Consider the following 14,840-nt stretch of genomic DNA (forward strand, 5'->3'; position numbering starts at 1 on the left):
GCAAACGCATATCTCGCCGCCGCGCGAAATTACGCCCGCTACTTCACGCTTTTTTAAATTTGAGCGATTTTACGCAGGCCGAGCTAAATCCGCCAAAACTCCAAATTTTACTCAAATTTATGGCAAATTTTACTTTTTTATCTTCGAGTATATCCCGCCCAAAATGTCGTTTTGATAGATAAAAAGCGTGCGTTTTAGCCACGCAGCGTCCTTTTTAGCGGCGATGCGCTTGATAGCCGACAGGTCGCCGTCTGGTCTATTTATACCTCGCTGCGTCGTGAAAAACGCCTCGTAACCTACCTGCCTAGCTAGACGGATCAAATTTTCGTCGTATTTGCCGCGCGGCCAGCACAAAATTTTATCCTCGATGCCCAAATTTGCGCGCATAAACTCGCGGCACCGAGCGAAATTTTCCTCAGGCGGGAGCGCGCCGAAATACTCGTCAAAATGCGTATGCGTATGCGAGTGAAAGTCAAAAACGTCCCGCATCGCAGCTATCTCCTCAAGGCTCAAAAACACGTCCTGCGGGCGCTGGGGCGCTGCTTTTTTGTATTCGGAGTGCGTTAGCTCGGTAAACTCGCCTCGTCGCTCGCTCGCGCGCTCTATCCACTGCGTCACTAAAAATATGCTCGCCCGCAGCCCAAACTCGCGCAATATCGGATAGGCATAGACGTAGTTGTCCTTCCAGCCGTCGTCAAAGGTTACGAGGACGCTTTTTTTAGGCACGGCCAGCTCGCCCTTTTTATAGGCGATAAATTCGCTCATCGTGAGCGTTTTGTAGCCAGCCTCGGCGAGAAATCTCATCTGCGAAGCAAAATCCTCCGCGCTAGAAGCGATAAATCCACCCTTTTTTAAAACGTGATGATACATCAAAACGCTAACGCTCAACGCCGCCTCCTTTAACTTCCGCCCTCGCAGCTAGCAAGACGAAAAATCCAAGCATATAAAACATATAAAGTATGCGTAAATTTATCGCCTCAAACAGCCCGCGCACGCCGAAATAACACACTAGCGAGATAAAAATCGCCGCAAAAAGTAGCTCGCGCGAGCGCAAAAAATATCTAAACGCATACGCCAAAAGCGAGATAAAACCGCCCAGTAGCAGCGCCGTGCCGACCGCGCCGTAGTAGTAGTAATGCCCGATAAAAAACGGCTCGTCGTTAAACCAATACCGCTCGCCGCTCGGCCTCGTTTGCATCATCGAGATCTGCGCGCCCTTGTCCGCCTCGTCTCGTAAAAATGCATCATACTGCTCCTTGCCGTATCCAAGCCCCGTTAGCGCGCGCGGACTCGCAAAAAGCAGCGGCAAGCGCTCCTTTAAAATCAAATCGCGTCCCGAGCTAAAGCCCGCACCCGCGATACGCTCTCTCATGCTCTCGTTTTCAAGATTTGCCTCGCTCACTAGCCCAATCTGGAAAAATTTATACATCGCCGTGGGCGAACTCAAAACCGCCGCCGACGCGCCCGCGACGCAAACGGCAAAAATAACGGCAAAGAGTTTAAATTTACGTTTCGCCTCGCCGCCAAAAATATACAAACAAAAACCAAACATAATAAAACAAGCCAGCATCGCCCCCCAGCTGCCTCTAACGCCGCTCAAAATATCAAGCCCTACGGCCGCCAGACAAAGCGCGCCGCACGAAACTCGCGCCCAAAGCCGCCTAAAGATAAAAACTCCCGCAAGCGCAAAAGGCAAAAATCTATCCACGTAGTCCGCGTACGCTCGGCGCACGACCCGCGCGTCAAATTCGTCCGCGCTGCCAAGTCTCTCAAACTCGCTAAAAAGCGGTGCGGCGTAATAAACGCTAACGAGCGCAAAAGCGGTTAAAATAGCGTAAAAAAAGGCTCTGGGCTCGCTCTGATCGCCGTTTGCTACGATATAAACCGCTAGCAAAAAAGCAAATCCGCGCCCAAATTCGCCCGCAGCGTTGCCTAGCGAGTCAAACTGCGGCGCATAGGGAAAGGCCGAGATCAAAAACGCGTAAAAAGCAAATGCGATAAGACAAAACGCGGGCGCGCGCGAAAGGCTAAAATTTACCCCGACCCTTGCGGCAAATCGCGCCCTATCGGTAAAGTAAAGCCAGATCGCGCAAACAAGCGCGAGATAAAGCGAGATATTTTTCGCCGCCGTCATACGCGGAACGTGCTCGCAAGCGATAAAAACGCAAACGAGGTATAAAGCGGCGTTTTGCAAGCGGTTTTGTAGCTTCGTCATTTTCTCCCTTAAATTTAAAACGCCCATTATAACGATAAAATCATTAAAATCCAGTAAGCGATTTTTAGTCGAATTTTAGCCCGCGCACTCTCAAAAAACGTCCGTAAATTTATAAATTTATGCTAAATTTGGGCTAAATTTTTACGGAATAAAGGCCTAAATTTTGATATATTTTTTCATATATTTGCTGATTTACCCATATCTTTTCGCGATGAAAAAGCTAAAATTTAAAGGCGAAAAAGGCAAAATTTTACTCATACAAACCGCTAAAATCGGCGACTACGCAAACTCAAGCGTGATCTTTGAAAAGCTTGGCAAATTTGACGTGCTAATCGACGAGATAAACCTAGCCTTCGCAAAGCACGACAGCCGAATAGAAAAAATATTTACGATAAACGGCGTAAAGCGCAAAAAAGCCTCAAAAATAGGACTCGCGCTCGAGCTTTTTTCGCGCAACTACGAGAGCGTCTACGTGCTGATGCCAAACAGCCTAAATCTCTTTTTAGCGCGCTGCACTCTAGCTAAAAACATCGTCGCCGTGCATCACTACGCGGCATCTAGCGGCTTTGCCCTGCTGGCGCTCGGTATGAAAAAAGTACCGCATACCCTGCAAGAGCTCACGCTGCTAACCTACCTAAAAACGCTGGGTGAGAGCTCGCTAAAATATGAAAAATGCTTGCAAAAGCCGCTCTTTATCCCGCAAGAAAATCTAATAAAAAGCGGCAAATTTAAGATCGGCGTGAGCCTAAGCGCGGGCAACAAAATGAAAACGCCGCCAAAACATACTTGGGAAAAAATATTTGAAATTTTCGCTAAATTTGACTGCGAGGTTTACATTTTCGGCGTCGGCGAGGAAGCTGCTCTGCTACAAGACCTGCTCGCGGAAAATGCAGATCAAAAGCAGGCAAAAAATCCTAGCGATAGGCAATTTTGCGCGAATTTGGCTGATAGCGATACGAGCGAAATTTACGGTGGTCTTGAAAATACAAACGAAGAGCAATCAAAAGCTCAAATTTGTAGCAAAAATGGCACTAGCGGCGGAACAAATTTTAGCTCGCAAATTTGCGATACCTACGTGAAAAAATTCGGCAAAAACGAGCTAAAAATCATCTCTTTGATAGATAAAATCAAGCTTGAGGAGTTGCCGTTTTATCTCTCGCAGATGCAGCTTTACGCGAGCTCAGACACGGGCAACTACTACGTCGCAGATAGCGTGCGCACGCCAACGATATGCCTGATGGGGCCTTGTTTTGCCAGCGAGCAAAGGGGCGTCGCCGACTCGCTCGTCATAAATTCACATTTACCGCCCGTTAGCTCCGTGTTTAAAACCGTGCGCGACATCGACGCAAGCGAGTTTTTCGAGCTTAGCGAGCAAAACCTCGCAGACATCGAGGCCTTTGTCAAAGTCCGCTATATATCTTATCTATCCCGCGAAGATAATTTTCTATGCTAAATGCCTTTATAACGGTATCGTCGGGGCTTTTTGAGGCTGGCTTACGCAAGTTCTCAAAACAAGCCAAAAGCGCGTCCGAGCTTCTTTGAACTATAAAAAAATCTTGCTTTTTCGAGGAGATTTCATAAATCTCTCTTATGACGGCGATATCAGAGTACACCACGCCAAGCCCACAGCCAAGCGCCTCGATGACGACTCTAGGCAGTCCCTCGTCGCTGGAAAATCCAAGCACGTAGTCGCACGCTGCATAAATCTCGTCCATCTTGGAAACAAAGCCCAGATACTCGGCCTTGTTTGATTTTATCAGCGCGTCAAATTTGGCTTTAGCGCCCGCTTTTAGCTCGCCTCCGCCCGCGAAATAAACCTTTATATCGCTTCTTTTTAGCCCAGCAAGCGCGTTAAAAACCAGCTCGTGGCCTTTAAGCGTCAAGAAATTTGCGGGCATTATGATATTTATTTTTTCGGCGTCAAATTTGGCTTTTATGGCGGCGCTTTTATCGTAGCCGCTATCTTTTAAATTTGTCTGCGAGAGGCTTAAATTTTCGCTCGCTTCAGACTTTTCCCGCCTTAAAACGGGCGCCTCAACGGGATTATAAACCACGTTTTGAGGCATCTTTATCTGCGCGGCATAAAATTCGTAAGTCGCGTTTGAAACGCAAACGGGCGTAAATTTTAGCCGCTTTAAAATTTCAAGCTTAAAGGGCTCGACGGCCGAGTTTTTGCGCAGATGTTGCACTACCGCGATATTTAGGGCATTTGCGGCGGCGATGTAGGCGAGATTGGTTGAAAAGTGATTATTTAGATGAAGGATGTCAGGGCGCACCTGCCGCAGCAGGCAAAGCGCGTAGTCGTAGTCTTTTTTGTAGAGGTATTTTGCTAAAATTTGACCGCCCAGCGCGCGTAAAAGCTCTTTTTTTAGCTTTGAGGGCTGCTTTTTGGGCTCAAAATTTATAAATTTAGCCTCGGCTTCTTCGATGATTTGCGAGATTTTGCGTCCGCCAGCCTCGTAATCAGTCTCAAAAAACGCGCAAAGCTCGTATTTTTGCTGTGCGGCAAGCCCACGCAAAAGATACAAAAAACTCTTCGTCCCGCCGCCGTATTCGCACCCCGTATCGACGAACAAAATCTTTTTCAAATCATTTCCTTTAGCATATCCCAAACCTCATCTGCCCCTATTTGCAGCATGCACTCCTGAAATTTGCAGTTTTTACCGATGCAAGGCGAACAGGTGCGCGGCTTTTTGATAAATTTATGGATATTTTCGTCAAAATCCGGATTTGAGTTCACGGGCGAAGCGACGGCAAAAAGCCCGATCGTAGGCGTTTTTAGCGCGGCTGCGACGTGCAGCGGGCCGGTATCGGGCGTAACAAGCACGTCAAGCCTAGCTATCAGCGCGGCGGCCTCCCTCAGACTAAATTTACCCGCCGCATCTATCACGTGCGCGCTTCTTAACTCCTCGTCTAACTGCGCGGTCATCGCTCGCTCGGCGGGGCTGCCCGTTAGCACGATGACGGCGTCCGTGCGCTCCAAAATAATTCCCGCCAGCTCCCGCCAACGCTGCCAAAACCACTGCCTGGAAACCGTGCTAGCCCCCATCTGAAAGCCGATAAATTTGCGTTTGCCGTCTTTTTTTAGCATTTCATCGACGCGGGTAAAGTCCTCGTCTCGCAAATATAAATTTAACCTCGTGTCGCGACTCTCGATGCCTACAAATTTAAGCTGCTCGAGGCGGTTTAGTACGACGTATCGCTCATCTCCGTATGGCTCTGGCGCATTTGAGTGAAAGGGGCTAAATTTACTGCCGGCATTTGGAAGCTTAAAGACGTATTTGGCTCCGCTTAAAACGGCTAGCGGAGTGGCCTCGGGCTCGTTTGAGTGCAGGATAAAGATGGCGTCTGGCTTTACTTTTTTTAAAGCAAACAAAGCGCGCAAAAAGCCGCCTTTTTTACCGTCGTAAAGTAAAATTTCGTCAACATTTGGATCTGTTTTAAAAAGCGGTGCGGTAGATGGATTTAGCAGCGCGACGGTGCGTACGTGCGGGAAATTTTGCCGAAAAACGCGAAAAACGGGCGTGTTAAAAATCGTATCGCCAAGCGCGGTGTTGCTAAAAAAACAAACCGTTTGTATGGGCTGCGTAACCAGCTGCGTTTTGCGCACGCTTTTAAAGCGCAAAATTAGCCGCGCCGCGCCCTCAAAGAGCTTCATACATCGCTTCCGTCTGCGCGACCATCGTCTCTATCGAGAAGTTTCGCACGATAAATTCCCTCGCGTTCGCGCTAAATTTCGCCCGAAGCGCCGCGTCTTCTATCAGCGTTTTTAAGGCCGCTTTGAGCGATTCTTTATCGCCGTTTTTAAACAAGAGCCCAGTTTCGCCGCTATTTATCGCTTCGCCGATGCCGCCCGCGTCGCTACCGATACAAGGCACCCCGCACGACTGCGCTTCAAGCAGAGCAGTGCCCAGCGCCTCCATCTTTGAGGGCAGCACGAAAACGTCAAAACTACCCAAAAACTCGCTCACGTCGGTGCGGGGGCCCAGCATGTGAATGTTTGGCGTCTTAATTTTTTTTAAATTTTCTTCCTGCGGACCGTCGCCGACCACGACTAGCGCGGTGTTTGGCAGATTTAGCTCGCTAAAAGCCTCAAACAAAAGCTGATGATTTTTCGCCGCGCGCAAGACCGCTACGATGCCCACTACGACGCAGTCCGCGCTCAAATTTAGCTCCGCTTTTATATCTTTAGTAAAATTTGGATTAAACCGCGCCGTATCCACGCCCGTATAGATAACGTCTATCAAATTTCCCCGCACACCCTGCGAGACGAGCTGGGTTTTTACAGCATTTGAGACGGCTACGATTTTATCGTTTACGTTGTAGCTAAATGCCGATCTGATCGGCGTTTGCAGATGTCTAGTGCGCACGACCTTCACGCCCGTTAGCTTTGCGACGATCGCGCCGATGTTGCCGTCCTTGCCCGAGTGCGTTGCGATGATCGAGATACCTTTTTCGCGCACGAAACGGCAAATTTTAAAAATTTCAAAAATATTATAGACCTTACTTAGATTAAATTCCACAAACTCGCAACCAATGGGCTTTTCAAAGCTTTTTGAGCCTGGATTTAGCGCGTAAAATACCTTAAATTTATCTTTATTTAGCCCGTTTATGACGCGCTGAGTGCGGTGTTCCTGACCACCGAAGCCTAGCGAGCTTTCAAGCTCTAGGATGTTGATTTTGTCCGTTTTTTTCATATATTTTTGACCGCCTCGTAGATTTCCTCGTCCACGACGTCTTGCGCCCTTTTACTCGCGCTTTGCAGCACGGCGCACTCCGCTCCGCCGTAAATGGGAGCCCAGCGAGCGGCGTCCGTTTTGCCAAGCACCAGCACCGTTTTTACGCCAAGTGCCGGAGCTAGGTGCGCTACGCCGCCGTCAAGCGTGAGGACAAATTTAGCCGCCCAGATATAGCCCGCAAGTTCATCTAGGCTCGCAGTCGAGGCAAACTCCGCGCCCGCTTCTTGCGCTACTTTTTCGCCTAGTTTCACGTCCTCGGCGCTAACGGCTACACTCCTAAAATTTTGCTTTAAAAATCCCAAAATCCGCAAAATTTTAGCCTCGTCCATACGGTTTTGCTCCACCCTTGATGAGACGTGAAAAAATACGAAATCCTTAAATTTCTCGCTTTTAAAGCTCGGTACGTAAAGCGTCTTTTCTCCGTCAAATTTCGCTCCCAGCGGTGCGGCTAGCTCATAGCAAAGCAACACCTCGTGAGGCGGCAGATTAAAGCTTAGTTTATGCGTTATTAATAAACCGCCCTCGTTTTGCTTTGCCGCTCCTATCGTCGTTTTAGCTCCTGCGGCTCTAGCAAATATCGCGGCAGATGGCGAATAGGCACTTCTAAAAATCACCGTGGCATCGTATTTTTCGCGGCGAATTTGAAACAAAATTTCACATTTCCCCCAAAACGCTCGTACCTTTGCCGCCGCTCCTTTTACGTGCTTTGGTTTAGTGTAGATATAGATTTTGTTTAAAAATGGATTGCCGCGAACGACACATGCGTTTAGGCTATTTACCACGATGTCGATTTGCGCGCGCGGATGAGCCTTTCGCAGCGCTTCAATCGCCGGCGTCGTGCAGATGAGATCGCCGATGTTATCGTTTCTAACGAGCAAAATTTTCACTATTTTCCTTTTTTTGCGCGATTATACCTATTTTACGCTTATACTTATTTACGCCCTAATCCCTCGCACGCCCGGCATAACCTAAAATTCATCAAAAAACTTATAAAATAGCGCTAAATTTTAAAGGCGAACATGAAAAAAATAGTATTTTTAAGGCTCGATCCGGGCGCTATCGGCGGGGCGCAGAGATATCTCTCGCGGCTCGTTAAGGCTCTAAAAGACTCGGGCGTTGCGTGCGAAACGCGCGGATTTAACGGCAGCAAAAAGCTAAGCTCGTGGATCAAAGCCCTGCTTTTTAACTCGCAAGCAAGGCAGCAAAAGGGCGCGGACGAGATTTATTTTAGCTTAGAGCGTATCACCTGCGCCGACATCTACCGCGCGGGCGACGGCGTGCATAAAGTCTATATGAAAACCAAGCCGTTTTGGTTTGTAAACCCCCTAAATTTCGTCATTCCCTACCTTGAAAAGCGCACTTTTAAAAACGCAAAAAAAATCATCGCCAACTCAAATTTCATAAAACGTCAAATTTGCGAAACCTACGCCGTCGCAGAGGAAAAGATCGCAGTCGTCTATAACGGCGTAAATTTGCCCGCGCGCGTGCAAAAAGGCGCGGCAAAGCTCGCTCTTTGCGAGGAATTCGGACTTGATTTTAACCTGCCGACGCTACTGTTTGTAGGAAGCGGCTTTAAACGCAAGGGCGCGAGCGGGTTTTTACGCATCGCGGCTCGCCTAAAAACCCGCGTAAACTGCCTGATCGTGGGCCGCGACAAAAACGCCGCCCGCTACAAAAATCTAGCCAAGGAACTAGGCCTAAACGCCGTATTTACGGGTGCGCAAAAAAGTACGGCGAGATTTTACGAAGGCAGCGAGCTGTTTTTGTTTCCGACGGCGTACGAGCCGTTTTCAAACGTCGTTTTGGAGGCGCTTAGCTACGGCTGCGTCGCTATCACGACCGCTCAAAACGGTGCCGCGGAAATACTACCCGAGGAGTTTGTGATGAGTTCGCCGCAAGACTACGATATCTGCGCTCTGATCGATGAAATCCTAAACGACGACGAGCGGCTAGCAATGCTGCAAGAGCGAAATTTGGCGCTTGCTAGCGAGTTTAGTATCGAAAAAAACGCGAACGCGACGCTGGAGATAGTGCGTGCGAATCTTGATTGAGCTGCCGACCTGGCTGGGCGACGCCGTGATGGCAAGCGCCGCGGTAGAGGCCATCGCAAAGCACGCGGCGGCGTTTGACGCGGGGAATTTGACGGACGAATTTGAAAACGAGCGAGATTTTAGCTTTTCGTCGCAAAATTTCGGCTCGGTAACGCAAGAAATTCAAATTTTTAAAAACGATACGCCAAATTTGGACGGTAAATTTGAAGCTGACCGCGGCGCAAATTTGACGGCAAACGCGCAAGAAAATCAAAATCCGCAAAATTTAAAAAAAGATGCACGAGAGCAAGTCAAAATCGTATTTTTCGGCTCGTTTGCGGCGTGCGAGCTTTTTAAGGCTCACCCAAACTGCGAACGCGTCGTCGTTGATAACAGCAAAAAGGCTAAATTTAGGCTCTGGCGGCTATTTTGGCAGGCTAGAAATCTCGGTAAATTTGACGCGGCTTTTAGCTTTAGAAGCTCGTTTGCGAGTAAAATTTTGCTTTTTGGAGCGCGGACGCAGCGAAAATTTATTTTTCAAAAGAGCAAAGACGGCGCGCATCAGGTGCAAAAATACCTAAAATTCGTCAAAGCGGCGTTAAATTTAAAACGGGCGGACGACGAACTAAGGCTTTACTTTGAGCCGCGCAAATTTGACGCTCCGGTGCTCGGGCTAAATCCGGGAGCTAGCTACGGAAGCGCCAAACGCTGGTACCCAGCCTACTTCGCGCAGGTGGCGCTGCATTTTAAAGATAAATTTAAGATTATGATTTTCGGTGGCGCGGGCGAGCGGGATATGTGCGAGCAGATCGAGCGAATTTTACGCGAAAACGGCGCAGAGTGCCTAAATCTAGCGGGCAAAACGGGCGTGCGGGAGCTTTGCGAAAATATCGGCGGCATCGGGCAAAGCGGCGGGATATTTGTCACGAACGACAGCGGCCCGATGCATATCGCCGCAGCCTACAATACGCCTACGATCGCGCTTTTTGGGCCGACGAGATTTACACAAACCTGTCCGTGGCGCAACGAAAACGCCCGCATCCTGCACCTAAATTTAGAGTGTATGCCGTGCATGAAGCGCGTCTGTCCGCTAAAAACCCACGCCTGTATGAAAGACCTCTCGCCGCAAGCAGTCATCCAAACGATCGAGCGGGAGTTTATTAAAAAACGCGAAAAAATAAATTTTTAAAAATAGATAAATCGCGTTTTAACTCTACTTTTAATCGGCGCTTCGTTATTTTAGCGCTAAAGCATTGCGATATTTATATGAGAACGGTTCTGCGTAGCTAAAATGTCAAAAGCAAGCCGCCCAAATTAATAAAATTCTCAAGAACTCGCATTAATTTAGAAGCAACAAAAAGTAAAGCTATCGCTAACGGACTCGGTTGTTTTCTTTGATACCTAAACGATAGATATTTGAAGATTTTTGAAACGACCGCGTAAATTCGAGTTTTAAAAATAAAAAATTAGTATCGGTATATTCATAGATTTAATTAATTATTTTTAAATGCATATAGAGTAGCCTTAGCAAAAGCAGAATGCCCACATACGGTTTTATGGCGCAATTAAGCGCCTCGCGCATGCCGTTTGCCGTCTCTAGTCCGCCGTGGCGCGCTTTACGCAAATCTTAATTTTAGGTTTATGGGCCGATTTTGTATCCGCAGCTCGCCTATCGCTCATTTTTTTAGACTCTTTTGAAGCTAACCCCAGATCATAACCGCCTAGTTTGATTTACGTCCATTTTTGCCGCATTCGCAAGGTCGGCCTATCGTAAACGCCGCTGCGAATTTTGCGATTTTCCCAAAATTAACCGAAAATAGCCGACTTAGGGACGCGATTTAATTAATCGCCGTAAAATTATGAGGTTTATTAAGATTACGCTAAGCTATAGTTAATCCTACCGCTTCATCTTTCTGCCAATCAGCGCAAAAATCACGATCACGCCGGCGATCATCAGCCCCGCCCTCACGTAAAACGCCCTCCTCTCGCGCACGGCTTCGGGCGAGCTGGTTTTGAGCCGCACCTTGACGCTCATGCCGCCCGCCGTGATGCTTAGCGTATCGCCTGCTAGGCCTTTTAGTTTCACGCTTAGCGTGTTCGTGCCGCTTTGTTTTATTTGCGCTTCGGCAAAACTGGAGACCTTATAAACATAGCGCGTCATGAGGTCGTTGCAGTCTTTGGGGCGGAAAAATATCTCATAAGTCTTACCTGCATCCACGCCCAGCACGTCGCCGTCGCGCGCGTCGAAATATGGATTTTGCGGGGTTTTGGTTTTAAAGCTCCATTTTATCTGCTTTACCTGCGCGCCCGCGTTTTGGGCGCTTTGATTTCGCGCGCCTGCTTGCTCGTAGCTAAAAACCGCCTCGTACTGTGCGCCGAAGTCAAAAACCTCCCGCGCAAAAGCCGCAAACTGCCCTTTGCTAAATTTAGAATTTACGTCGTTTTTACTCGTGATGACGTGCAAATTTTGAAGCTTTTGCCCGTCTTTAAATATCTCAAAATCCTTAAATTTTATCTCGCCCGCATTTGCGTTAAACTCGATGCTAACGGGATTTGCCGTGATCTTGCACTCTGGGAAGGGGTCTGGTATCTCGCCGCTAAAATAGGGCGTCACCGCAGTAGAGCCGGGAAATTTGACGAAAGGCTTGCTAGAGCCGGTAAAATTATCGAATTTAGCGTCTTTTATTTTTAGATTTTTATCTGCGCAGACGTTGGTATAAAACCGCCCCGCTCCCGTATCGCTCGCACCTCTGGCGCAAAAAGCGTTAAGGCGCGAGTTGCCCATCTCAAAGACGAAGGCGTTAAATTTATCCTTGGACGCGAGCGCGTAGCCGACCTCATCGACGCTTAAATTTAAAAACGCAAATCTGTGATAAATCGCCGAAAACAGCCCGTCCACCGCCTCTTTGAAGTCATTTTTATAAGCGATATTTTCAAGAATATGTCGCGACTTATATCCGGCTGCGATAGCTCTACTAACGGGGTCCGCGCCGCTAAATTTAGCCCGTCCAGCCGTCTCATCGTGCCCCATGTATTCGTTTTGGGCGCTATAGTCGGCATGATTTTTGGCGGCTTGGCTTAAAATTTGATTTTGTTTTAGACCAGAGAGTCCGGAGCCTCGGCGGTACTCGTTTAGATACGAGACCGCGTCGGAGTCAGGAACGAAAGAAAACTCGGGCTGCTTGGCGGACTTTAGCGCGACGTCTTTATCCTGCCCGCTCAAGATATCGCAACCAGAAAGAAAAAAGGCGCAGGCTAAAAGGCTAAATTTAAGCCCGCGTTTTACAGAGTAAAATCTCAACCCGCGCCCTTTAAATTTAAGCCTTAGGGCCTGCTTTTGCGTATTCTACGCCCTCTTTTACGTCCTCGTAGCGTTTAAAATTTGCCTCAAACATACCCGCTAGTTTATCGCGAGTCGCGACGTATTCGTCCTTGTTCTCCCACGTGTTGATCGGATTTAGCAGCTTCGTCTCGACGCCTGCGAGCTCTTTTGGGATCGCTAGGTTAAAAATACCAAAATTTTCAAATTCGCACTTTTTGATACTACCGTCCAAGATCGCGTTTATGCACGCGCGCGTGGCTTTGATGCTCATTCGCTTGCCCACGCCGTACGCGCCGCCGCTCCAGCCTGTGTTTACGAGATAGACGCTAACATTATGTTTGTCGATCTTTTCGCCCAGTAGCTTAGCGTAAACGGTCGGGTGCAGCGGCATAAACGGCTCGCCAAAGCACGCGCTAAAGGTCGCCACGGGCTCGGTGATACCGCGCTCGGTGCCCGCGACTTTTGCCGTATAGCCGCTTAGAAAATAATACATCGCCTGCTCTTTAGTAAGCTTTGCGACCGGCGGCAAAACGCCGAATGCGTCGGCGGTTAGGAAGATGATGTTTTTGGGATGACCGCCCGCGGAGCTTGGCTCGTAGTTATCGATATGATAGATCGGGTAGCTGACGCGGGTGTTTTCGGTCTTGCTACCGTCTTTGTAGTCTACTACGCCGGCCTCGTTGGCGACCACGTTTTCAAGCAGCGCGTCGCGTTTGATCGCGGCGTAAATTTCAGGCTCGCTGCTCGGGTCTAAATTTATGCATTTCGCGTAGCAGCCGCCCTCGAAGTTAAATATACCCTCATCGTCCCAGCCGTGCTCGTCATCGCCTATTAACTTGCGATTAGGATCGGTCGATAGCGTAGTTTTGCCCGTGCCGCTTAGGCCGAAAAATAGCGCCGTGTCGCCCTCTTTGCCCACGTTTGCCGAGCAGTGCATCGACATCTTGCCCGCAAGCGGCAGCCAGTAGTTCATCATCGAAAAAATTCCCTTTTTCATCTCGCCGCCGTACCACGTGCCGCCAATAACCGCGACGTTTTCCTCGACGTTAAAGATAACGAAAACGTCGGAATGCAGCCCGTCGCTCGCGTAATCTTCGTTTTTGCATTTGCACGCATTGTAAACGACGAAATCGGGATTAAATTCTGCTAGCTCGCTCTCGCTTGGACGGATGAACATATTTTTTACAAAATGCGCCTGCCACGCGACTTCGGTTACGAAGCGCACGTTTTTGCGGCTGGATTTGCTCGCGCCGCAAAATGCGTCTTGGATAAAAATTTCCTTGCCGCTTAGCTGGGCTTTAGCTTTGGCTAAAAGCTTATCGAAAAGCTCTTTTGAGATAGGCTGATTTACCTTGCCCCAGGCGATGTATTTTTGGCTCGGGTCCTGCTTTACGAAGTACTTATCCTTGGGGCTTCTACCCGTAAAGATGCCGGTATCGACCATAAAGGTGCCGTTGCTTGATACGCGTCCCTCGCCCATCGCCTTTTCAAGCTCAAAAAGCTCGTCGTAGCTTAGGTTGTGGTTGATTTTTTTTATATCTTTAAGACCCAATTTTTCTATTTCGTTTACCATTTTTCTTCCTTTTTTGGATTAAATTTTCGCTAAAATTTGACCGTTTGCTACGGTTTGTCCTTGCTGTACCTCGATAGACGTTACCAGCCCGTCTTTTGGAGCGTTTACGTCTATTTCCATCTTCATGGCCTCTAGCACGAACATCCTTTGCCCCTTTTTCACGCTATCGCCCACTGCGACTAGGATTTTAAACACGTTTCCAGGAAGCGTGCTTTTTACCGGTTCGCCGCTGCCGCCGGTCGTTTTAGCGGGCGAGAGCTCAGGAGGCGGCATGTGCGCTACGCTTGCGGGTTTTACGCTTTTTATCTCGGCTTTGCCGTCAGCGTCCGTGACCTCGACGTCAAATTTCTTGCCGTTTACGGTGACGCTGTATTTTTCGTTTATCGGGGTTTTCGCGCGAGGGGTCGGCGTGCTCGTTTCGCACGCATTTGTCGATTTTTTTCGGATATTTACCTTACCTTCGCCTTTTAAAAACGCGATGCCCTTTTCTTTGCACGCCGCAGCGATAAAGATATTTTCCTCGCTAGGCTCGATGCCCTCTTTTTTAAGCAGCTCGCGCGTAAATTTAAGCGACTTGCTCTCGTCTTTATCCGCGATATCCATGGCGTGTTCTTTGGTCGGTTTTAAGCTTAACTGCTCGCTAGCTAGCTTAACTACGCTCTTATCGGGCTCCACCGGCGTCTTGCCGAAGTAGCCTAGTACCATTTTGCCGTAGCCCTCGGCGATCTTTTTCCACGGGCCAAACATCACGTTGTTAAACGCCTGCTGGAAATAAAACTGGCTCACCGGCGTCACGCTCGTGCCGTAGCCGCCCTTTTGTACGACTTCGCGCATGGCAAGGATGACTTCTGGAAATTTATCCAGGATATTATTGTCGCGCATCATTTGGGTATTTGCCGTTAGCGCGCCGCCAGGCATCGGGCTAAACGGTATTAGCGGGCTAACCTGCACGGCTTCCGGC

At 48.7% G+C, this 14,840-nt stretch carries 12 protein-coding genes; 3 read left to right on the top strand and 9 right to left on the bottom strand.

The genetic code is table 11. From position 1 onward, the window contains the following. Positions 1-129 precede the first annotated feature (129 nt). A complete protein-coding gene (locus RYL88_RS00810; RefSeq protein WP_314988551.1) occupies positions 130-888 on the bottom strand; it encodes a polysaccharide deacetylase family protein in 759 nt (252 codons plus the stop codon). Further along, entirely contained in the window at positions 878-2,215 is a 1,338-nt protein-coding gene (locus RYL88_RS00815) for a hypothetical protein (RefSeq protein WP_314988552.1), read from the bottom strand. The genes RYL88_RS00810 and RYL88_RS00815 overlap by 11 nt, the downstream gene beginning before the upstream one ends. 163 nt (positions 2,216-2,378) lie before the next feature. Between RYL88_RS00815 and RYL88_RS00820 the strand changes: the two genes are divergently transcribed. After that, on the top strand, positions 2,379-3,668 hold the full coding sequence (locus RYL88_RS00820) for a lipopolysaccharide heptosyltransferase family protein (RefSeq protein WP_314988553.1): 1,290 nt from the start codon (positions 2,379-2,381) through the stop codon (positions 3,666-3,668). Here the strand turns inward: RYL88_RS00820 and RYL88_RS00825 are convergent. The 4 genes from RYL88_RS00825 to RYL88_RS00840 are packed head-to-tail and all read right to left on the bottom strand — an operon-like array spanning position 3,616 to position 7,841. Continuing rightward, positions 3,616-4,803 carry a glycosyltransferase family 4 protein gene (locus tag RYL88_RS00825; RefSeq protein WP_314988554.1) on the bottom strand — a complete coding sequence of 396 codons (1,188 nt, stop codon included), beginning with the start codon at positions 4,801-4,803 and terminating at the stop codon, positions 3,616-3,618. The genes RYL88_RS00820 and RYL88_RS00825 overlap by 53 nt on opposite strands. Next, the gene (locus RYL88_RS00830; protein ID WP_314988555.1) at positions 4,800-5,873 is read right to left on the bottom strand and encodes a glycosyltransferase family 9 protein; all 1,074 of its coding nucleotides are present in this window, start codon (positions 5,871-5,873) and stop codon (positions 4,800-4,802) included. The genes RYL88_RS00825 and RYL88_RS00830 overlap by 4 nt, the downstream gene beginning before the upstream one ends. Next, entirely contained in the window at positions 5,860-6,912 is a 1,053-nt protein-coding gene (locus RYL88_RS00835; RefSeq protein ID WP_314988556.1) for a glycosyltransferase family 4 protein, read from the bottom strand. The genes RYL88_RS00830 and RYL88_RS00835 overlap by 14 nt, the downstream gene beginning before the upstream one ends. Then, positions 6,909-7,841, bottom strand: a complete 933-nt coding sequence (locus tag RYL88_RS00840) for a glycosyltransferase family 9 protein (RefSeq protein ID WP_314988557.1) — start codon at positions 7,839-7,841, stop codon at positions 6,909-6,911. The genes RYL88_RS00835 and RYL88_RS00840 overlap by 4 nt, the downstream gene beginning before the upstream one ends. Before the next feature lie 132 nt (positions 7,842-7,973). Here RYL88_RS00840 and RYL88_RS00845 point away from each other — a divergent pair, with 132 nt between their 5' ends. Continuing rightward, entirely contained in the window at positions 7,974-9,005 is a 1,032-nt protein-coding gene (locus RYL88_RS00845) for a glycosyltransferase family 4 protein (RefSeq protein WP_314988558.1), read from the top strand. Between the two features lie 28 nt (positions 9,006-9,033). After that, on the top strand, positions 9,034-10,173 hold the full coding sequence (locus RYL88_RS00850) for a glycosyltransferase family 9 protein (RefSeq protein WP_314988564.1): 1,140 nt from the start codon (positions 9,034-9,036) through the stop codon (positions 10,171-10,173). 708 nt (positions 10,174-10,881) lie between these two features. Here the strand turns inward: RYL88_RS00850 and RYL88_RS00855 are convergent. The 3 genes from RYL88_RS00855 to RYL88_RS00865 form a co-directional block, all read right to left on the bottom strand. Then, positions 10,882-12,285 carry a CAP domain-containing protein gene (locus RYL88_RS00855; RefSeq protein WP_314988559.1) on the bottom strand — a complete coding sequence of 468 codons (1,404 nt, stop codon included), beginning with the start codon at positions 12,283-12,285 and terminating at the stop codon, positions 10,882-10,884. Positions 12,286-12,301: 16 nt separating this feature from the next. Further along, positions 12,302-13,879, bottom strand: a complete 1,578-nt coding sequence (pckA, locus tag RYL88_RS00860; RefSeq protein ID WP_314988560.1) for a phosphoenolpyruvate carboxykinase (ATP) — start codon at positions 13,877-13,879, stop codon at positions 12,302-12,304. A gap of 18 nt (positions 13,880-13,897) precedes the next feature. Beyond that, positions 13,898-14,840: biotin/lipoyl-containing protein (locus RYL88_RS00865; RefSeq protein ID WP_314988561.1), on the bottom strand; the 943-nt coding region annotated here is incomplete at its 5' end.

It is taken from the genome of uncultured Campylobacter sp. (assembly GCF_963517995.1).
Taxonomy (GTDB): Bacteria; Campylobacterota; Campylobacteria; order Campylobacterales; family Campylobacteraceae; genus Campylobacter_A.

Excerpts from the sequence above, each read along its gene's own strand:
- RYL88_RS00815 (WP_314988552.1), bottom strand. The coding sequence starts at position 2,215 with ATGACGAAGCTACAAAACCGCTTGCAAAACGCCGCTTTATACCTCGTT.
- RYL88_RS00830 (WP_314988555.1), bottom strand. The coding sequence starts at position 5,873 with ATGAAGCTCTTTGAGGGCGCGGCGCGGCTAATTTTGCGCTTTAAAAGC.
- RYL88_RS00835 (WP_314988556.1), bottom strand. The coding sequence starts at position 6,912 with ATGAAAAAAACGGACAAAATCAACATCCTAGAGCTTGAAAGCTCGCTA.
- RYL88_RS00845 (WP_314988558.1), top strand. The coding sequence starts at position 7,974 with ATGAAAAAAATAGTATTTTTAAGGCTCGATCCGGGCGCTATCGGCGGG.
- RYL88_RS00850 (WP_314988564.1), top strand. The coding sequence starts at position 9,034 with ATGGCAAGCGCCGCGGTAGAGGCCATCGCAAAGCACGCGGCGGCGTTT.
- pckA (WP_314988560.1), bottom strand. The coding sequence starts at position 13,879 with ATGGTAAACGAAATAGAAAAATTGGGTCTTAAAGATATAAAAAAAATC.